This is a genomic window from Micromonospora sp. HUAS YX12, assembly GCF_040215685.1.
In the GTDB taxonomy this organism is placed as follows: Bacteria; Actinomycetota; Actinomycetes; order Mycobacteriales; family Micromonosporaceae; genus Micromonospora; species Micromonospora tulbaghiae.
In genome coordinates this window covers 687,143-704,854 of sequence record NZ_CP157974.1, presented here as the reverse complement: position 1 = coordinate 704,854, position 17,712 = coordinate 687,143, and the positions used below count along the sequence as shown (strand labels likewise).

At 72.9% G+C, this 17,712-nt stretch carries 22 protein-coding genes and 1 tRNA gene; 20 read left to right on the top strand and 3 right to left on the bottom strand.

From position 1 onward, the window contains the following. Positions 1–51: 51 nt before the first annotated feature. The 7 genes from eno to ABIH81_RS03425 all read left to right on the top strand — a co-directional run bounded on the left by eno (position 52) and on the right by ABIH81_RS03425 (position 4,772). Positions 52–1,335, top strand: coding sequence for a phosphopyruvate hydratase (eno, locus tag ABIH81_RS03455; protein WP_349878984.1), 1,284 nt, complete (start codon positions 52–54; stop codon positions 1,333–1,335). Between the two features lie 28 nt (positions 1,336–1,363). Further along, positions 1,364–1,999 (top strand): septum formation initiator family protein, encoded by a 636-nt coding sequence (locus tag ABIH81_RS03450; protein WP_349880994.1) that lies wholly within the window; start codon positions 1,364–1,366, stop codon positions 1,997–1,999. A gap of 23 nt (positions 2,000–2,022) precedes the next feature. Then, the gene (locus ABIH81_RS03445) at positions 2,023–2,580 is read left to right on the top strand and encodes a DUF501 domain-containing protein (protein WP_128138795.1); all 558 of its coding nucleotides are present in this window, start codon (positions 2,023–2,025) and stop codon (positions 2,578–2,580) included. Between the two features lies 1 nt (position 2,581). Further along, the gene (locus ABIH81_RS03440; RefSeq protein WP_349878983.1) at positions 2,582–3,091 is read left to right on the top strand and encodes an amino-acid N-acetyltransferase; all 510 of its coding nucleotides are present in this window, start codon (positions 2,582–2,584) and stop codon (positions 3,089–3,091) included. 126 nt (positions 3,092–3,217) lie between these two features. Continuing rightward, on the top strand, positions 3,218–4,159 hold the full coding sequence (locus ABIH81_RS03435; RefSeq protein WP_349880993.1) for a Ppx/GppA phosphatase family protein: 942 nt from the start codon (positions 3,218–3,220) through the stop codon (positions 4,157–4,159). A gap of 35 nt (positions 4,160–4,194) precedes the next feature. Further along, a complete protein-coding gene (locus ABIH81_RS03430) occupies positions 4,195–4,398 on the top strand; it encodes an Arc family DNA-binding protein (protein WP_013731632.1) in 204 nt (67 codons plus the stop codon). Continuing rightward, complete coding sequence (locus ABIH81_RS03425; RefSeq protein WP_349878982.1) at positions 4,395–4,772, top strand: Fic family protein; 378 nt, start codon at positions 4,395–4,397, stop codon at positions 4,770–4,772. Before ABIH81_RS03430 ends, ABIH81_RS03425 begins: the two co-directional genes overlap by 4 nt. A gap of 153 nt (positions 4,773–4,925) precedes the next feature. On the opposite strand, the gene ABIH81_RS03420 is transcribed toward ABIH81_RS03425, so the two are convergent. After that, positions 4,926–5,114, bottom strand: a complete 189-nt coding sequence (locus ABIH81_RS03420) for a hypothetical protein (RefSeq protein WP_349878981.1) — start codon at positions 5,112–5,114, stop codon at positions 4,926–4,928. A 217-nt stretch (positions 5,115–5,331) separates the two neighbouring features. Between ABIH81_RS03420 and ABIH81_RS03415 the strand changes: the two genes are divergently transcribed. From ABIH81_RS03415 to ABIH81_RS03405, 3 genes are read left to right on the top strand one after another with little or no spacing between them, the layout of a single operon-like run. Further along, a complete protein-coding gene (locus ABIH81_RS03415; protein WP_349878980.1) occupies positions 5,332–5,481 on the top strand; it encodes a hypothetical protein in 150 nt (49 codons plus the stop codon). Between the two features lie 48 nt (positions 5,482–5,529). Then, positions 5,530–5,862: a PadR family transcriptional regulator gene (locus ABIH81_RS03410; protein ID WP_030271259.1), complete on the top strand. Its 333-nt coding sequence runs from the start codon at positions 5,530–5,532 to the stop codon at positions 5,860–5,862. Continuing rightward, positions 5,859–6,812, top strand: a complete 954-nt coding sequence (locus tag ABIH81_RS03405; RefSeq protein WP_349878979.1) for a hypothetical protein — start codon at positions 5,859–5,861, stop codon at positions 6,810–6,812. Before ABIH81_RS03410 ends, ABIH81_RS03405 begins: the two co-directional genes overlap by 4 nt. 81 nt (positions 6,813–6,893) lie before the next feature. On the opposite strand, the gene ABIH81_RS03400 is transcribed toward ABIH81_RS03405, so the two are convergent. Continuing rightward, positions 6,894–7,166, bottom strand: a complete 273-nt coding sequence (locus ABIH81_RS03400) for a helix-turn-helix transcriptional regulator (protein ID WP_349880992.1) — start codon at positions 7,164–7,166, stop codon at positions 6,894–6,896. Between the two features lie 205 nt (positions 7,167–7,371). Between ABIH81_RS03400 and ABIH81_RS03395 the strand changes: the two genes are divergently transcribed. The 8 genes from ABIH81_RS03395 (at position 7,372) to ABIH81_RS03360 (ending at position 14,621) form a co-directional block, all read left to right on the top strand. Beyond that, positions 7,372–8,085, top strand: a complete 714-nt coding sequence (locus tag ABIH81_RS03395; RefSeq protein WP_349878978.1) for a dienelactone hydrolase family protein — start codon at positions 7,372–7,374, stop codon at positions 8,083–8,085. A gap of 19 nt (positions 8,086–8,104) precedes the next feature. Further along, on the top strand, positions 8,105–8,818 hold the full coding sequence (locus ABIH81_RS03390) for a uracil-DNA glycosylase (RefSeq protein WP_349880991.1): 714 nt from the start codon (positions 8,105–8,107) through the stop codon (positions 8,816–8,818). Between the two features lie 20 nt (positions 8,819–8,838). Beyond that, a complete protein-coding gene (locus ABIH81_RS03385) occupies positions 8,839–9,570 on the top strand; it encodes a DUF4129 domain-containing protein (protein WP_349878977.1) in 732 nt (243 codons plus the stop codon). Further along, a complete protein-coding gene (locus ABIH81_RS03380) occupies positions 9,567–10,151 on the top strand; it encodes a hypothetical protein (RefSeq protein WP_349878976.1) in 585 nt (194 codons plus the stop codon). Before ABIH81_RS03385 ends, ABIH81_RS03380 begins: the two co-directional genes overlap by 4 nt. Further along, positions 10,151–11,149, top strand: coding sequence for a MoxR family ATPase (locus ABIH81_RS03375; RefSeq protein WP_349878975.1), 999 nt, complete (start codon positions 10,151–10,153; stop codon positions 11,147–11,149). Before ABIH81_RS03380 ends, ABIH81_RS03375 begins: the two co-directional genes overlap by 1 nt. Then, positions 11,149–12,510 carry a DUF58 domain-containing protein gene (locus ABIH81_RS03370; protein ID WP_349878974.1) on the top strand — a complete coding sequence of 454 codons (1,362 nt, stop codon included), beginning with the start codon at positions 11,149–11,151 and terminating at the stop codon, positions 12,508–12,510. The genes ABIH81_RS03375 and ABIH81_RS03370 overlap by 1 nt, the downstream gene beginning before the upstream one ends. A gap of 115 nt (positions 12,511–12,625) precedes the next feature. Beyond that, positions 12,626–13,186 (top strand): hypothetical protein, encoded by a 561-nt coding sequence (locus ABIH81_RS03365; protein ID WP_349878973.1) that lies wholly within the window; start codon positions 12,626–12,628, stop codon positions 13,184–13,186. 103 nt (positions 13,187–13,289) lie between these two features. Then, positions 13,290–14,621 carry an NAD(P)/FAD-dependent oxidoreductase gene (locus tag ABIH81_RS03360; RefSeq protein WP_349878972.1) on the top strand — a complete coding sequence of 444 codons (1,332 nt, stop codon included), beginning with the start codon at positions 13,290–13,292 and terminating at the stop codon, positions 14,619–14,621. Between the two features lie 76 nt (positions 14,622–14,697). On the opposite strand, the gene ABIH81_RS03355 is transcribed toward ABIH81_RS03360, so the two are convergent. Beyond that, positions 14,698–16,527 carry a hypothetical protein gene (locus ABIH81_RS03355; RefSeq protein WP_349878971.1) on the bottom strand — a complete coding sequence of 610 codons (1,830 nt, stop codon included), beginning with the start codon at positions 16,525–16,527 and terminating at the stop codon, positions 14,698–14,700. A gap of 90 nt (positions 16,528–16,617) precedes the next feature. Here ABIH81_RS03355 and ABIH81_RS03350 point away from each other — a divergent pair. Together ABIH81_RS03350 and ABIH81_RS03345 are read left to right on the top strand one after the other, a co-directional pair. Continuing rightward, positions 16,618–16,698 (top strand) — tRNA-Leu (locus ABIH81_RS03350). Positions 16,699–16,808: 110 nt separating this feature from the next. Then, positions 16,809–17,654, top strand: a complete 846-nt coding sequence (locus tag ABIH81_RS03345; protein WP_349878970.1) for a Bax inhibitor-1/YccA family protein — start codon at positions 16,809–16,811, stop codon at positions 17,652–17,654. Positions 17,655–17,712: the final 58 nt, after the last annotated feature.

Below are 17,712 nucleotides of genomic sequence, written 5' to 3'. Positions count from 1 at the left end.
CACCGTCGCGGCCCATACCGGACCGGAACCACACAAACGAGGAGCGACTCAGTGGCAACCATCGAGGGAATCGTCGCCCGGGAGATCCTGGACTCGCGGGGCAACCCGACGGTCGAGGTCGAGGTCGGGCTCGACGACGGCACGATCGCCCGCGCCGCGGTGCCGTCCGGCGCCTCCACCGGCGCCTTCGAGGCGGTCGAGCTGCGCGACGGTGACAAGGATCGCTACCTGGGCAAGGGTGTCGAGAAGGCGGTCGCGAACATCGAGGACCGGATCGTCGACCAGCTCATCGGCTACGAGGCCAGCGAGCAGCGGCTGATCGACCAGAAGATGATCGACATCGACGGCTCGGACAACAAGGGCGAGCTGGGCGCGAACGCCATCCTCGGCGTCTCCCTGGCCGTGGCCAAGGCCGCCGCCGGCAGCGCCGAGCTGAGCCTGTTCCGCTACCTGGGCGGCCCGAACGCGCACCTGCTCCCGGTGCCGATGATGAACATCCTCAACGGCGGCGCTCACGCCGACTCCAACGTCGACATCCAGGAGTTCATGATCGCGCCGATCGGCGCGCCGACGTTCCGGGACGCGCTGCGCTCGGGCGCCGAGGTCTACCACGCGCTGAAGTCGGTGCTGAAGAAGAAGGACCTGTCGACCGGCCTGGGTGACGAGGGCGGCTTCGCCCCGAACCTGCCCACGAACGCCGCCGCGCTGGACCTGATCGCCGAGGCGGTGGAGAAGGCCGGCTACCGGCTGGGCACCGACATCGTCTTCGCGCTCGACGTGGCCGCCACCGAGTTCTTCGACAACGGCACCTACACGTTCGAGGGCAGCGCCAAGAGCGCCGAGGAGATGAGCAACTACTACACCAAGCTCGCCGGCGACTACCCGATCGTGTCGATCGAGGATCCGCTGGCCGAGGACGACTGGAGCGGCTGGGCCACCCTCACCGCCGCGCTCGGCGACCGCATCCAGATCGTCGGCGACGACCTGTTCGTGACCAACCCGCAGCGCATCGCCCGGGGCATCGCCGAGCGGGCCGCCAACGCGGTGCTCGTCAAGGTCAACCAGATCGGCTCGCTCACCGAGACGCTCGACGCCGTCGACCTGGCCCACCGGGCCGGCTTCAGGTGCATGATGAGCCACCGCTCCGGCGAGACCGAGGACACCACCATCGCCGACCTGGCCGTCGCCACCGGCTGCGGGCAGATCAAGACCGGCGCGCCGGCCCGTTCGGACCGGGTGGCCAAGTACAACCAGCTCCTGCGGATCGAGGAGGAGCTGGCCGACGCGGCGCGGTACGCCGGAGCGGGCGCCTTCCCGCGCTACCGTTCGGCCTGAGCGAGCGCTCCGGGGGAGGGGTGTGACGATGCAGCAGCGCCGCACACCGGGTGGCCAGCGGCCCGCCCGTCGGCCGGGTCAGCCCGGCCGGGCGGGCGGCGCCCGGGTCCGGTCCACGGCACGCGACAACGGCGTCCGCGCGGAGGCGCGCGCCGCCGGCCGGTCACCCGGCGCGTCTCGTGCCACCGACGGCGTACGCTCCGCGAGCCGCCCCGCCGCGGCTCGGCGTACCGCCGCCGGTGGTCCGGTCAAGCGGCTCACCGCACCCCAACCCCGGCGCTTCACCGGGCGCGCCACGGTGCTGTTCGCGGTGCTGATCGCGCTCGCCCTGGCGTACACCTATCCGGTCCGGGTCTACCTGGACCAGCAGGCCGACATCGAGCGGATGGAGGCCGCGCAGGCCGCCCAGCGGGCCGAGATCGACCGGCTCACCGCCGAGGCGGCCAAGTGGAAGGATCCGGAGTACGTCAAGACGCAGGCCCGGGAGCGGTTCTTCATGGGCAAGCCGGGCGAGACGCTGCTCGTGGTGCTCTCCGACCCGGAGGGCGCCGCGAAGGACGCCGGCAAGGACGCGAGGCCGGGGGCGCCGAAGGCACCCGAGCCCTGGTACGACACCCTGTGGGGGAGCGTGCGGGCGGCCAACGCCGAGCGCCCCGACAAGTGAGCTTTGATTCGAGAGGCACTTCCTTGAGCGTCGTACCACCGCAGGAGCCGGCGGCGGACTCCGTACCCCCGCCGGAACGCCAGCCGGCCACCGAGGCCGACCTGGCCGCGGTGGCCGCGCAGCTCGGACGCCCGCCGCGCGGCACCCGCGCGGTGGCCCACAGGTGCCCCTGCGGCCTGCCCGACGTGGTGGAGACGACGCCCCGGCTGGCCGACGGCACGCCGTTCCCGACGCTGTTCTACCTGACCTGCCCGCGCGCCACCGCGGCGTGCAGCCGGCTGGAGTCGGCCGGGCTGATGAAGGAGATGGCCGAGCGGCTCGCGGAGGATCCGGAGCTGGCGGCGCGGTACCGGGCGGCGCACGAGGACTACCTGACCCGCCGGGAGGCGATCGGGGAGGTGCCGGAGATCGCCGGCATCTCGGCCGGTGGCATGCCGGGGCGGGTGAAGTGCCTGCACGTGCACCTCGGGCACGCGCTCGCGGCCGGGCCGGGGGTCAACCCGTTCGGTGACGAGACGCTGGCGCTGGTGGAGAAGTGGTGGGCGGCCGGCCCCTGTGTGGACGTGCCCGCGGCGGAGTGAGATGAGCGCCGACCAGATCACGGTCCGCCGGGCCCGCACCACCGACGTACGCGGGATCCGTCGGCTGGTGGACACCTACACCGACGACCGCCGGCTGCTGAGCAAGGCGACTGTGACGCTGTACGAGGACGTGCAGGAGTTCCGGGTCGCGGTGACGTCGGACGGCACAGTGGTCGGGTGCGGCGCGCTGCACGTCATGTGGGAGGACCTGGCCGAGATCCGGACGGTGGCGGTCGACCCGTCCTGCCGGGGCCACCGGATCGGGCACCGGATCGTCGGTGAGCTGATCGACTCGGCGCGCGAGCTGGGCATCGCCCGGATCTTCGTGCTGACGTTCGAGACCGGCTTCTTCGGCTCGTTCGGCTTCCGCGAGATCGACGGCGCCCCCGTCCCGCAGCCCGTCTACGAGCAGCTCCTGCGCTCGTACGACGAGGGCGTGGCCGAGTTCCTGGACCTGGAGCGGGTCAAGCCCAACACGCTGGGCAACACCCGCATGCTGCTGCGCCTCTGACCTAGCCCGCCCCGCCTCGTCGATCATGAAGTTGGCGGCGTTCCGGGTCCGGTTCGTCGCCGTCAACCTCATGATCGCGCGGGCGTGGGGGCGGGCTGCCGTAGGGTGGGCGCCGTGAGTGCGCGTGTGGCCGCCATCGACTGCGGGACCAACTCGATCCGACTGCTGATCGCCGACCTGCCGGAGGCGTCGGCCGGGGAGGCGGCGCCGCTGCGCGACGTCACGCGGCGGATGGAGATCGTCCGGCTGGGGCAGGGCGTCGACCAGACCGGCATGCTCGCCCCGGAGGCGATCGAGCGGACCCGGGTGGCGCTCGCCGACTACGCGGCGGAGATCGAGAAGTCCGGCGCCGAGCGGGTACGCATGTGCGCCACCTCGGCCTCCCGCGACGCCTCCAACGCCGCCGACTTCCGCGCCATGGTCGAGCGCACGCTCGGCGTACCGCCCGAGGTGGTGACCGGCGACGAGGAGGCACGGCTGTCGTTCACCGGGGCGGTGCGCGGCCTGCCCGCCGAAGCCGAACCGCCGTACCTGGTGGTCGACATCGGCGGCGGCTCGACCGAGTTCGTCGTCGGCACCCGCGCCGAGGGCGTGCGGGGCGCGATCTCGGTGGACATCGGCTGCGTCCGGATGACCGAACGGCACCTGCACGGCGACCCGCCGACCCCGGCGCAGATCGCCGCCGCCGAGGCAGACATCGCCGCCGCCGTCGACCGGGCGCTCGCCGCCGTACCCGGCCGCGAGGCCGCCACGCTGGTCGGGCTCGCCGGTTCGGTCACCACAGTGGTCGCCCTGGCCGAAGGGCTCCGGGAGTACGACCCCAGCCGCATCCACCACGCCCGGGTCTCGTACGAGCAGGTGGCCGAGGTGACCGCCGACCTGCTCGGCAAGAGCAGCGAGCAGCGGCTGGCGTACCCGGTGATGCACCCGGGACGGGCCGACGTGATCGGCGCGGGCGCGCTGGTGCTGCGGGTGATCATGGAACGGGCCGGGATGCCCTCGGTGGTCGCCTCCGAGCACGACATCCTCGACGGCATCGCCTGGAGTCTGGCGGCGGCCTCGAGATAGGTGGTTTCCCTGCGTGCGGCCGGTATGATTTCCATATGGTCACCACGGTCAATCTTCCTGACGGACTGCACGAACGGCTCAAGCAGCTTGCCGAGCAGGAGCACCGGTCGATGAACGCCACCATCGTTGTGGCCGTCGAGGAGTACGTGTCGGCGCGCAATCATCGTGCCCGCGTGCGGGATCTTGCGCGGGAGGTTGCCGAGCGTGACGCTGAGCTGCTGCGGCGGTTGGCGGAGTGATCAACTATCTCGAGGTCGACGACCTCGTGGAGATCGCCTCGATCGTGTTGGGTGAGACGCCGCAGGTCCGTGATTTCGGTCTGCTCTCTTCGGCGGTGGTCCGCCCGGCCACCGTGGCGTTCGGCCAGGAGGCTTATCCCGATCTCTGGACCAAGGCCGCCGCGCTGCTGCACTCGGTCTGCATGAACCGCGCGCTGATCGACGGGAACAAGCGTCTCGCCTGGGCGGCGGGGCGGGTGTTTCTGGCCCTCAACGAGGTGCCGATCCAGGATGTCGACGTTGATCAGGCCGAGGCTCTCGTGATGTCGGTGGCCAGCGGCACCCTGACCGAGGTCTCGGACATCGCCCGCGAACTCCGCAAGCTCTATGTCTGAGCCATCGACGGAAATGTTGTCGCAGATGCCGGAGAGCTTCGCCTAGGTGTACTGCCTCCTCGCCCCGCCTCCTCCGGCGGTGATCAAGGAGTTTGTGTCCGATCCGGGCGCCTCCGAGGACGCCAACTCCTTGATCAACGGGGGGAGCAGGCGTCAGTCCGACGCCAGGTCGGGGCGGTGTTCCTTGATCCACTTCTCGACGTCCGACTTCCGCCAGACCTTGCCCATCGCCAGCACGGCGATCGGCTCCGGGAAGTTGCGTTGGTTGGCGATCACGGATGCGCGCTGACGCGACACGTTGCCGAGCATCGCCCGGATCTCCGACACGCCCACCAGCTCCACACGTTGACGATGGCAGCGTCGGCGTCGCCAGACGGCGACAACTACGCAGTCTATTGACGCAGACAACAGAAGGCGACACCATCGGGGGATGACCGTGAGGAACTGTTCTCCCGTACCCGATCGCAGTCGCCGGGTCGTGCGGCCGCACGTACCGATGCGGCCCCTGTGGTTGTGCCGGGTGTGCGCGGCCCCCTGGCCGTGCCAGCCGGCCCGCCTGTTGCTGCTGCTGGACTACCGGCGTGACCGCGTCGCCCTGTCGATCCACATGGCGGGTTGTCTGTTCGACGCGACCGCCGACCTGCTCGCGACCAACCCGAATCCGGCCGACCTGTTCGACCGTTTCATCGGATGGACCGCTCGCCTGTAGGTGCTGTGTCGTTGACGGTAGTGCGCATTGCGCACTAGTGTGCTGAGCGTGGATACCACGCAGCTCCTCAAGGGCGTGCTCGACCTGGCGGTGCTCGCCGTGCTCAAGGACGAGGACGGATACGGCTACGACATCCTGCGGCGGCTGCGCGAGGCGGGCCTCACCGAGGTCGGCGACGCCTCGGTCTACGGCACGCTGCGCCGGCTGTTCGCGGCGGGCCTGCTCACCACATACGTGGTGCCCAGCGAGTCCGGGCCGCACCGCAAGTACTACTCGCTGAACGCCGCCGGGCGTGACCAGCTCACCCGCTCCGGCAAGACCTGGCGCTCGTTCGCCACCACCATGGACGCACTGCTCGACGATCGGGGGATGGCGGCATGACCGTCACTGGGCAGGAGATCACGGACTACGTCGACCGGGTACGCGCCGCGCTCGCCGACCTGCCGCCGACGGTCCGCGACGAGCTGACCGAGGACCTGCCGGAACACCTCGCCGAGGTGGCCGCCGAGGGCGAGGGCGCGCTCGTGGACCGGCTGGGCACCCCCGAGGCGTACGCGGCCGAGCTGCGCGCCGCCGCCGGCGCCGAGGCGGGGCGGCGACCGGCGCGCTTCCACCGCCTGGCCGAGGCGCGGGCTCAGGCGGCCACTCAGGTGCGTCTGCTGGACCGCCAGCTCGGCCCGCTGCTCGGGCACGGGACGGTCAGCGACTTCCTGCGTCCGCTGCGCCCGGCCTGGTGGCTGCTCCGGGCCTGGCTGGCCGCGCTGCTGATCAGCGTCATGGTGGACGGTGCCCGGCCCGGTCTGCTGCCCCGGCCGAACGACAACGCGTCGGCCGGGCTGCTGCTGCTCATCGGCGCGGTGGTCGCGTCGCTGTGGCTCGGCCGCCGTTCCGCGGGCTTCACCGGCTGGCCGCGCCGCCTGCACCGGCTGGGTACGGCCGTGCTGCTGGTCTTCGGCTTCGCGGTGCTCGTCGACGTGGACCGGAACGCCGGCTCCGACGTCTACAGCGGCTACGAGCAGACGTCGGTGGACCGGCGGTACGACCGGATCGAGGACGTCTTCGTCTACGACCAGCAGGGGCGGCTGATCCGCGACGCGCAGCTCTTCGACCAGAACGGCGTACCGATCCGGCTCGGCTGGCCGAACTGCCTGGACTCGTCCGGCGCCGTGCCCGCACCCCGCAACGCCTACCCGTACTGCCCGGAACTGGCCCCGTTCGGCGCACCGGCCCCGCCGTCGATCGCCCCGCCCGCACCCGCGCCCACGGACAGCACCACCCCCACCGCGACCCCGACGCCCAGTGCTTCCGCGCAACCCACGTCAACCCCCTGAGCGCACTTCACCCCGCGAGATCTTGGTAGGAAACGGCCCATTGGGCCCGGAATCCTCCAAGATCTCGCGGGGGATTCGCTGTCACGCGATGGGGGCGATGTCACCGTCGTCGAAGTAGATCGCCTGGTGGAGTCGGCCACCCAACGCTGCGGCGAACCGGGCCACCACCTCCTGACCGGAGATCTTTCCCTGCTCGATCTGGGAGACCCGTCCCTTGGTTACGCCCATCCGGTCGGCGACCTGCTGCTGGGTCAGGCCGCGCGCTCGCCGCACCTCCGCGAGGCGGTGACCGATGACCTCGGCGAGGAGTTCCTGCTTGCCCGCGTCGATCGCGCGGTGCTCGGCTACCGGAATGGCCTCCTGATACCACGTCTTCCAGCGGCCGGACTGTTTAGCAATCGCTATACCTGGTGTGTGTACCTGTCCGGCAGGTCGACAGGAGGTGAATGCCACTGTTGTTCCGTCTTCCCCGGGCCGGTGACCGCGTGGCACGCTACCGGCACGTAGCAGCCAACTGGGCGACCAGCCAATGATGACTGACCGCTAGGAGGACGGGCCCATGGGCGAGATGGTGAGCTTCACCGGCAACGGAGGGACGAGCGAAGGGTATCTCGCGATACCCTCCGGCGGTGCGGCCAGCCCGGCGGTCATCGTCATCCAGGACTGGTGGGGACTGGTGCCCCACGTCCGGGCCGTGGTCGACCGCTTCGCCGAGGCCGGCTTCGTCGCCCTCGCGCCGGACTTCCGGCACGGCGGGCCGGCCGTGAAGCCGACCGAGCCGCGGCTGATGCTGAACAGCTCCCAGATGGACGAGGCGGCGAGCGACATCGCCGCCGCCGCTGAATACCTGGCGAGCAGGCCCGAGGTCGCCGGCAAGGTGGGCTGTGCCGGGTTCTGCGCGGGCGCCAGCCTGGCCCTGTGGTCCGGCACGTTCTCCGAGCGCATCGTGGCCACCGCCGGGTTCTACCCGCGCCTGCCCTGGGAGGGCATGGCCGTCGGCGCGGCGGACAACGCCGGCCGCACCGGCTGGGCCGGCTACGCCGGGAAGGCCGCGCTCATCCACTGCTCCGAGGCCGACGGCCTGTCCGCCGCCGACGGGGTGCAGAGCGTACGCCGGTCCATCGAGTCCGCCGGTGGCACCTGCCAGACGTTCGACTACCCGGGCACCGCGCACGCGTTCTTCAACGAGGACCGGCCCGAGCACTTCGACCAGCGGGCGGCCGCCACCGCCTGGGCCCGCACGCTGGAACTGTTCCGGGCGAAGCTTGGCTGAGTCGCGTACCCCGCAGGACGTGGCCGCCCGCGCCGCGCGGGCGGCCGACCTGGCCGACCTCGACGGCGCGGTCAGCGACTGCTTCGCCTGCCCGCGCCTGGTGGCGTGGCGGGAGGAGGTCGCCCGGGTCAAGCGGGCGGCGTTCCGCGACCAGGACTACTGGGGACGGCCGGTGCCCGGCCTCGGGCCGCCGGGCGCGCGCATCGCGATCCTCGGCCTGGCGCCCGCGGCGCACGGCGGCAACCGCACCGGCCGGATCTTCACCGGGGACCGGTCCGGCGACGTGCTGTTCGCCGCGCTGCACCGGGCCGGGCTGGCCAACCAGCCGACGAGCGTCGCCGCCGACGACGGCCTGACGCTGCGCGACACCCGCATCTTCGCCGCCGTGCGGTGCGCGCCACCGGACAACAAACCCACCCCGGCCGAGCGGGACACCTGCGCGCCGTGGCTGCACCGCGAGGTCGAGTTGATCCGGCCCACGCTGCGCGTCGTGGTCGCGCTGGGCGCGTTCGCGTGGGCCGCGTGGTGGCCGGTGCTACGCCGGGTGTACGGGCAGCGACCGCCCACGCCGCGACCGGTGTTCGGCCATGGGGCACACTGGTCCGGCGAGTCGGTGCCGGCGTTGCTGGGCTGCTATCACGTCAGCCAGCAGAACACGTTCACCGGACGGCTCACACCGGCGATGCTGGACGACGTGTTCACCCGGGCGAAGGACCTGGCCGGGGTGGACTGAGGAGCACCTGAGGCGGTGGGATGGATTTCGGCGTACTGCGTAGGTGGTGGCCGGTCGCCGCGGTGACGGTGCTGCTCGTGCTCGCCGCGTTCGCCGCCGGTCACTCCGCCATCGGGGCCAGCCGGATCCCGCCCGCCGCCGACACCATCCCGTACGTGCCGGACTACCCGTCGCCCGAGGCGGTGCCCTCGATCCCGGTCGAACCCCGCGACGTCGGTGAGTCCACCTCGGGCGGTGTGCCCGGCTGGCTGGCGACCGCCGCCGTGGTGTTGCTGTCCGCGGTGGTGCTGGGCGCCGTCGGGTACGTCCTGTGGAACGTGCTCCGGGGCGCGTTGCGGCGTACGACTCGTGCGGTGCCGGTGCGGCGCTCCCGGCGTACCGCCGAGGGGACCGCCCGCGAGGTGGTGGCCGCGCTCGACGCCGGACTCGTCGAACTGGACGACCGCTCCACCGACCCCCGGACCGCTGTCATCGCCTGCTGGGTACGCCTGGAGGAGGCCGCCGAGGACGCGGGCGTGCCCCGGCACACCGGCGACACCCCGACCGACCTGGTCGGCCGGCTGCTGCGCGGCGACCCGGCAGCCGGCATCCCGGCGATCGCCAGCGCCGACGTGCTCGACGGTTTCGCGCACGTCTACCGGGAGGCCCGGTACGCCACGCACCCGGTCGACGAGCACACCCGGGACCAGGCCCGCGCCGCGTTGCGGCGGCTGCGCGGCGAGCTGACCAGTCTGGCGGGGGAGGTGTCGTGAGCACCAGCATCGACGACCTGCTCTCGTTCGGCGAGGAGCCGGCCGGGGAGGACGTCCGGCCCTCGGACGGTGGCCGGGTGCGCGCGCTGCTGCGGACCGCCGCGGTCACCGCCGCCGTCGTCGTGGTGATCGTGGTCGGGCTGCGCGCGGTCGGCCTGAAGGTGCCGATCTGGATCATCGTGGCGGGGGTGCTCGCCGTGCTCGCCGTACGCCGGGTCACCACCGCGCTCTCACCCCCGCCGCCGCCCCGCGCGGGCGCCCGGGCGCCCGCCGGTGAGGAGCCCGGCACCTGGAACTGGTCCGCCCGGGACGCGCTGCGTACCGCGATCAACGGCTGGGAGCGCCCGCTGGACTGGTCCGCCGACAACCGGGAGCGGTTCACCGAACGCATCCTGCCCCGTCTCGGCGAGCTGGCCGACGAGCGGCTGCGCCAACGGCACGGCGTCACCCGTGAGTCCGACCCGGCCCGCGCCCGGGTGGTACTCGGCGAGCCACTGTGGACGTTCCTCGCCACCCCCGTCCGCCGCCCTCCGTCGCCGCGCGACCTCGCGGCGATCGTCGCCGAACTGGAGAAGATCTGATGAACGACGTGGACCGGAGCATGCCCCCCGCCGAGGTGGGCCGGCTCGCCCGGGCCGTCCTGGACGCGGTCGGCACCGTCGTGGTCGGCAAGCGGGACTCGCTGGAGCTGGTGCTGGCCGGCATCCTCGCCGGTGGTCACGTGCTGCTGGAGGATCTGCCCGGTCTGGGTAAGACGCTCACCGCGCGCTGTTTCGCGCAGGCGCTCGGGCTGGACTTCCGGCGGCTCCAGTTCACGCCGGACCTGCTGCCCGCCGACGTGACCGGCTCGTTCCTCTACGACCAGAGCAGCGGCGACTTCGCCTTCCGGGCCGGGCCGGTGTTCACCAACCTGCTGCTCGCCGACGAGATCAACCGGACGCCGCCGAAGACGCAGTCGGCGCTGCTGGAGGCGATGCAGGAGAAGCAGGTCTCGGTGGAGGGCGTGACCTACCGGCTGGACGAGCCGTTCCACGTGCTCGCCACCGCCAACCCGATCGAGTACGAGGGCACGTACCCGCTGCCGGAGGCGCAGCTCGACCGGTTCCTGCTGCGGGTGTCGTTCGGCTACCCCACCCACGACGAGGAGTGGGACGTGCTGCGCCGCCGGATCGCCCGCCGCCGCGAGGAGGCGGAGATCAAGCCGGTGGTGGACGCGGCCACGCTGCGGGCCATGCAGGCCGCGCTGGAGGACGTGGTGGTGGAGGACTCGGTCGGCCGGTACATCGTGGCGCTCACCGCGGCCACCCGGGAGCACCCGTCGGTGCTGGTCGGCGCGTCCCCGCGCGGCTCGCTGGCGCTGCTGCTGCTGTCCCGGGTGCGGGCGGTGCTCGCCAACCGCGACTACGTCGTGCCGGAGGACGTCAAGGCGGTGGCGGCGCCCGCGCTGGCGCACCGGATCACGCTGCGGCCGGAGATGTGGCTGCGCCGCGTCGACCCGTCGTTCGTCGTCGGTGAGGTGCTGGAGTCGACGCCCGCCCCGGCCAGCGGCGCGCTGCCGAGCTACGCCGCCGGACGCTGATGGACCGGGCCGACGCGGCGAGCGGCTGGGCGCCCACCTGGGCGCTCGGCCGGGCCGTGCTGCTCACCGGCGTGCTGCTCGTGGCCGCCGTCCTGCTCGGCCGCATCGACCTGGTGGTGCTCGCCACGCCGTTCGCGCTCGGGACCGCGTACGCGCTGCGCCGCCGCCCCGCCGCGCTGCCCGAGCTGGAACTCGGCGTCGGGGACACCCACCTGGTCGAGGGCGCGCCGCTGGCCGCCACCGTCGCGGTGGCCAACCCCGACCTGGTCGGGTACGACCTGGCGGTGGTCCGGACCCGGATGTCGCGCTGGCTGCGGGTGGAGCAGGTCGGCTTCGGCGGCGCCGGGCTGGACGTGAGCCGCTCCGGCGGCGCCGACCGCCCGTTCGTCACCTCCGTACCCCGGGGCAGCGCCGTCGACCTGGAGCTGACCGGCACCGCCCTGCGGTGGGGACGGCACCCGATCGGCCCGGCCGGTGTGCGGGTCGCCGCCGCCGACGGGCTGCTGGTCTCCCGCGCGGTGATCACCGAGCCGATCCGGGCCCGGGTCTATCCGCGTACCGAGCCGTTCGACGCGGTCGAGGCGATGCCCCGGGCCGCCGGGCTGGTCGGCGCGCACCGCTCGCGGCGGCCGGGCGAGGGCGGCGAACTGGCCGGCGTACGGGTGTTCGCGCCCGGTGACCGGCTGCGCCGGATCGACTGGCGGGTGTCGCTGCGGGCCCGTCAACTGCACGTCGCGGCGACGCTCTCGGACCGGGACGCCGAGGTGGTGGTGCTGCTGGACGTGCTGGCCGAGGCGGGCCGCTCCGGTGGTGTGAACGGGACCGCGTCGGTGCTGGACACCACGGTCCGGGCCGCCGCCGCGATCGCCGAGCACTACCTGCACCGCGGCGACCGGGTGTCGATGCTGGAGTACGGACCGGCCGCCCGGCGGCTGCGTCCGGCCACCGGGCGGCGGCAGTACCTGACCGTGCTGGAGTGGCTGCTCGACGTGCAGGCCGAGTCGTCCCCGCACGAGCCGTACGACCAGGTCTTCGGCCCGCAGGTGCTCTCCTCCGACGCGCTCGTGGTGGTGCTCACCCCGCTGCTCGACGAGCGGTCCGCGCAGATGCTGGCCCGGCTGGCCCGTGGCGGGCGGTTCGTGGTGGCGGTGGACACGCTCCCGGCGGAGCTGCCGATGCCGAAGGAACGGGGCTGGGCCGAGGTGGCGTACCGGCTGTGGCGGCTGGACCGGGACACGATGATCGGCCAGCTCCGCGAGCACGGGGTGCCGGTGGTGCGCTGGGCCGGCGCCGGCAGCCTGGACGAGGTGCTGCGCGACGTGGCCCGGCTGGCGACCGCCCCGAAGGCGGGGTTGCGGTGAGCGCGAGGAACGCAGCGAAGCGGAGTCCCGCAGTCGCGAACGAAAGGCCGGCAACCGTGAGCGCGAGGAACGCAGCGAAGCGGAGTCCCGCAGTCGCGAACGAAAGGCCGGCCCGATGAATGCGGTGGTGGAGCGGGTGCGGGCGCTGCGGTACGCCGCCGCCCGGGTCAGCCCGCTGCCGCTGCTCGTACGCGGCGGCATCTTCCTCACCGTGCTGGCCGGCTTTCTTCTCGCGTACCCGGTGCAGGCCCTCACCCCGCGCTCGCTGCTCGCCCTGACGGTGGCCGCGGTGCTCCCGGCGGTCGGGCCGCGCCGGATCTGGCCGACGTTCACCGCGCTGGTGACCGTCGGCGGCTGGCTGCTGGCCACGCTCGGCTTCGACCGGCCGCCGGCGCTGTGGCGGCTGCTCGCCGTGGCGACGCTGCTCTACCTGGCGCACTCGCTGTGCGCGCTCGCGGCGCTGCTGCCGTACGACGGGCTGATCGACCCGGACGTGGTGCTGCGGTGGCTGGGCCGCGCGGGCGGCGTGGTGCTCGCCGGTGCCGTGCTCGGCGTGGTGCTGGCGTGGCTCGGGGGAGCGGGCGGTACGGCCGGCTCGCAGGCGGCGACAGTGGCGGGACTGCTGGTGGCGGTGGGGTTGAGCGGGCTGCTGGGCTGGCTGCTCCGGCGCAGGTGACCCAGCGCTCTGCGGACGTTGCGCAGGTCACACCGGTTGTGCTCCGTCACAGAAGGGGGTCTCGCGCGGGATTACCCGAGGCACCCGGGGAAAGATAGATGACGTGAACCCGAAGCGGATCCTTGTCGTGGGTGCCGGTCACGTGGGCCTGTACGCCGCCCTGCGCCTGTCCAAGAAGCTGAGCAGGCGTGAGGCCGAGGTCATCGTCGTCGACCCGCAGCCGCACATGACGTACCAGCCGTTCCTCCCGGAGGCATCGGCGGGCAACATCTCCCCTCGGCACGCCGTGGTGCCGCTGCGGCGGGAGTTGCGTAAGTGCACCGTGGTGGCGGGCACCGTCACCCGGATCGACCACGACCGCAGGACCGCCGTGGTGCAGCCGATCAGCGGCCCGGCTCGGGAGATCCAGTACGACCACGTGGTCGTCGCCCCCGGTTCGGTCTCCCGCACCCTGCCGATCCCCGGCCTGCACGAGAACGGCATCGGGTTCAAGACCATCGGCGAGGCCATCTTCCTGCGCAACCACGTGCTGGACCGGCTCGACGTGGCGGCCTCCACCACCGACCCGGCGGTCCGCAGCCGGGCGCTGACGTTCGTCTTCGTGGGCGGCGGCTACGCCGGCATCGAGGCGCTCGCCGAGATGGAGGACATGGCCCGTGACGCGCTGCGCTACTACCCGGAGCTGAAGCCGGAGGACATGCGCTGGGTGCTCGTCGAGGCGACCCAGCGGGTGCTGCCCGAGGTCGACCGGGACATGGGTGCCTACACGGTGCAGCAGCTGATGAAGCGGGACATGGACATCCGCCTGGACACCCGGCTGGAGTCCTGCGTCGACGGCGTGGTGAAGCTCTCCGACGGCGACAGCTTCCCGTCCGACACCATCGTCTGGACCGCCGGTGTGAAGCCGTCGCCGATGCTCGACGCGACGGACTTCCCGCGCGACGAGCGTCGCCGGGTCACCTGCCGGCCGACGCTGCAGGTCGTGGACGGCGACCGGGTGGTCGAGGGCGCGTGGAGCGCCGGTGACTGCGCCGCCGTACCGGACCTGACCAAGGAGCCGGGCAACTTCTGCTCCCCGAGCGCCCAGCACGCGGTGCGGCAGGCGGCGCGGATGGCCGACAACATCGCGAACGTGATCCGCGAGCGCGAGCCGGTCGACTACAAGCACAAGCACGCCGGCAGCGTGGCGAGCCTCGGCCTGCACAAGGGCGTGGCGCAGGTCTACGGCATCAAGATGACCGGCTGGCCGGCCTGGTTCATGCACCGGACGTACCACATGTCGCGGATCCCCTCGTTCAACCGCAAGGTGCGCGTGGTGGTCGACTGGACTCTCGCGTTCTTCCTCAAGCGTGAGGTGGTCGCGCTGGGCCAGCTGCACGACCCGCGCGAGGAGTTCGCCGAGGCGTCCGCCCCGCCGGTCGCCGCGCGCGTCTGACGCCTTTCGCGACAGGGCCCTTTCCGTACGGGAGGGGCCCTGTCGCCGTGTCCGGGCTCTGAACCGCTGCCCGAGGTCAGAACCGCCAGGTCCAGGCGTCGGCGAGCCGTACCCCCGGCCGCCCGTAGAGCTGCTCCAGCGTCCGCCGCAGCATCTCCGCGTGCGGCGTGCCGTCGGTCACCGCGACGCACGAGGCGTGCCAGAACTCGACGTCGCGGGCGGCCTGGCGGCGTTGCCGGTCACCGACCGCCGGCGCCACACCTCGGCGGGCCACGTCGGCGAGCAGCGCCGAGGTGGGCCGCTGCCAGGTGCCCATGGTGGCCGAGCCGTCCGGGCCGTACGGGCCGATGAAGAAGCCCTCCGGCATGCCGAAGGCGACACCGGTGGCGGTGGCCCAGCGCATCGGCCAGGGGTCCTGCGGGGTGGCGGTGGGCACCGGCACCAGCACCCCGCCGGGGCGTACGCACTGCCGCCAGTGGCCGCCGGTGACGAACTCGGGCAGCGGCGGCCGGTCCATCGTGGGCAGCGGCGTGGGGAAGACGCTGAGCAGCGCCGCGCCGACCGCGAACGGGACGACCCGGCGGGCCCGGCCGGATTCGCCGAGCGCCCGGTGCACGGCGAGCGTCAGCACGGTGCCGGCGAGCGGCAGCACCGCCAGCGCGAAACGCGTCGGCAGCGCGCCGTCCACCACCGGCAGCCCGGCCAGCACCGCGTACGGGCCGGGGATCCCGGTCCGCTCACCACCGGCCACCACCTCCGGGCCGAGCGCGAGCGCGGCCATCGCCAGCGCGCCGGCCACGAGCGCCACCACCGGGGCGCGACGGCCCAGCCAGACCGCGCAGCCCACGGCGACCAGCAGCAGCGGCCAGCCCAGGAACGTGGTGAACTCGGCCGGGCCGGTGGTGAGCCGCACCGCCTCCGGGCTGCCGAACACCGACAGCGCGGAGAGACGGGTCCAGGCGATCAGGTCGGCGGAGAAGTACGCGGGCGGGAACATCCCGTCGGCGACGCCCTGCGGGCCGGCGAACTGGACCCACAGCGGGTACGCCAGCACCGGCAGCGCCAGCCCCGCGGCGGCGAGCAGCCCACCGGCGAAGCCGGAACCGGCCCGGCGCAGCAGCTCCCGGTCGGCCAGCCCGTACGCGACAGCGGTCACCGCCAGGGTCAGCGCGGCGAGGAAGAGCACCTCCTCGCCGACGAAGACCTGCACGGTGACGACCGCGGCGAGCCCGGCCGCGGAGGAGGCCGTCCGGCGGCGGTCCGGGCCGTCCGGGCGACCGGCCGGGTCGGCGGCGCGCAGCAGCCGGAGCACGAGCCAGACCAGCACCGGGACCAGCCACTGCGCGGTCATGTGCAGGTGGCCGTTGCTCTGCGAGACCATGCCCGGCCCGAAGCCGCAGAGCGCCGAGCCCAGCCCGGCCGCGAGCCGGCGGGCCCGCAGGACGCGGGTGAACAGCAGGTACCAGGCGAGCGCCGTACCGGCCATGTTCGCGGCGACGAGCAGGGCGAACGTCACGGGCGCCCCGAACGCCAGCGTGACCGGGGCGAGCAGCACGCCGAGCGCCACGACCGAGGTGTTCGCCATCAGGTTGACCCCGTCCGGCGCGTTCAGCCGGCCGGTGACCAGGCTCAGCTCGCCGCGCAGGGCGCGCGCGTCCAGCGCCAGGAACCACTCGTACAGCGTCTGGTCGGCCGGGTTGAGCGCGAGCACCCGCGTGCCCGGCGCCGGCCAGAGGCCGTGGGTGAGCCATCCGGCGAGCGCGACGAACGCCAGCCCGACGAGCAGGTCCGCGCGGTGCCGCCGGAGGGCGGCCGTCACCCGCCGCGTGACCGCTGCCGGGCGGGCCGCCCGGGCGTGGTCGGGCCCCCGGGTCGTGCGGGCGGCGCTGGTCACGGCCTCGACCATAACGGCCGCACCCGTCGGGGTACGCCGCGTCGCGGCCGAGCCGCTACGGTGAGATCTGCACCGCCGCGTGTCGACGCGCCGGTGTCACCCGCCCGGGTGGTGGAACGGCAGACACGGCCGCCTTAAAAGCGGCTGCCGCAAGGCGTGCGGGTTCGACCCCCGCCCCGGGCACGTGAACTCTCAGCTTTCCCACAGGTAGCCGTCGCACGCGCGGTTGCGGCCACGTCTACCCTGGAGTAGCACGTCTACGTGCGATCGACCCCCTGAGGGAGGCCTGAGAAGTGAAGACCTCGAACCCGGTGCTCGCCCGGCTCGGCCAGGCGGCAGAGCGTGAGCGGGCGGCCGGGTACGCCCAGCCCGGGCCGTACGGTCAGCCCGGATACCCCCAGCAGCACCCGCAGCAGCAGTACCCCCAGCAGCCCTACCCGGGTGGCTACGGGCAGCCGGTGGCCCCGCCCACCGTGACCCCGATGACCCTCGACGACGTGGTCGTCAAGACGGTCCTCATGCTCGCCATCCTCGGCGCCTCGGCCGCGGCGGCCTGGGTGCTCGTGCCGGATTCCCTGGTCGGCGTCGCGTGGATCGGCGCCGCGGTGGTCGGCCTGGTGCTCGGCCTGATCATCTCGTTCTCGCGGATGGCCAACCCGGCGCTCGTCGTGGCGTACTCGATCATCGAGGGCGTCTTCGTCGGCATGGTCAGCAAGGCGTTCGAGTCGCTCTACGACGGCATCGTGCTCCAGGCGGTCGTGGCCACGTTCGGCGTCTTCTTCCTGATGGCGATGATCTACAAGGCGCGGATCATCCGGGCCACCCCGAAGTTCGCCCGGATCATGGTGGCGGTCATGGCCGGCCTGTTCGGCGTGATGCTGGTCAACCTGGTGCTGGCGCTGTTCGGCGTGAACACGCACCTGCGTGACGGCAGCCCGCTCGCGATCGGTTTCAGCCTGGTCTGCATCGTGGTGGCGTCGCTGAGCTTCGTGCTCAACTTCGCCGACATCGAGGAGGGGGTCCGGATGGGCCTCCCGCAGCGCTACTCCTGGACCGCCGCCTTCGGCATCGTGGTCGGCCTGGTCTGGCTCTACATCGAGATCCTGCGGCTGCTCAGCTACTTCCAGGGCGACGACTGACATCACGCCCTCCCCGACGACGCCCGCCTGCCGCATCCGCGGCGGCGGGCGTCGCCGT

Coding starts and splice junctions, on each gene's coding strand:
- ABIH81_RS03450 (WP_349880994.1), top strand. CDS start 1,364: ATGCAGCAGCGCCGCACACCGGGTGGCCAGCGGCCCGCCCGTCGGCCG.
- ABIH81_RS03440 (WP_349878983.1), top strand. CDS start 2,582: ATGAGCGCCGACCAGATCACGGTCCGCCGGGCCCGCACCACCGACGTA.
- ABIH81_RS03430 (WP_013731632.1), top strand. CDS start 4,195: ATGGTCACCACGGTCAATCTTCCTGACGGACTGCACGAACGGCTCAAG.
- ABIH81_RS03405 (WP_349878979.1), top strand. CDS start 5,859: ATGACCGTCACTGGGCAGGAGATCACGGACTACGTCGACCGGGTACGC.
- ABIH81_RS03395 (WP_349878978.1), top strand. CDS start 7,372: ATGGGCGAGATGGTGAGCTTCACCGGCAACGGAGGGACGAGCGAAGGG.
- ABIH81_RS03385 (WP_349878977.1), top strand. CDS start 8,839: ATGGATTTCGGCGTACTGCGTAGGTGGTGGCCGGTCGCCGCGGTGACG.
- ABIH81_RS03375 (WP_349878975.1), top strand. CDS start 10,151: ATGAACGACGTGGACCGGAGCATGCCCCCCGCCGAGGTGGGCCGGCTC.
- ABIH81_RS03370 (WP_349878974.1), top strand. CDS start 11,149: ATGGACCGGGCCGACGCGGCGAGCGGCTGGGCGCCCACCTGGGCGCTC.
- ABIH81_RS03365 (WP_349878973.1), top strand. CDS start 12,626: ATGAATGCGGTGGTGGAGCGGGTGCGGGCGCTGCGGTACGCCGCCGCC.
- ABIH81_RS03355 (WP_349878971.1), bottom strand. CDS start 16,527: ATGGTCGAGGCCGTGACCAGCGCCGCCCGCACGACCCGGGGGCCCGAC.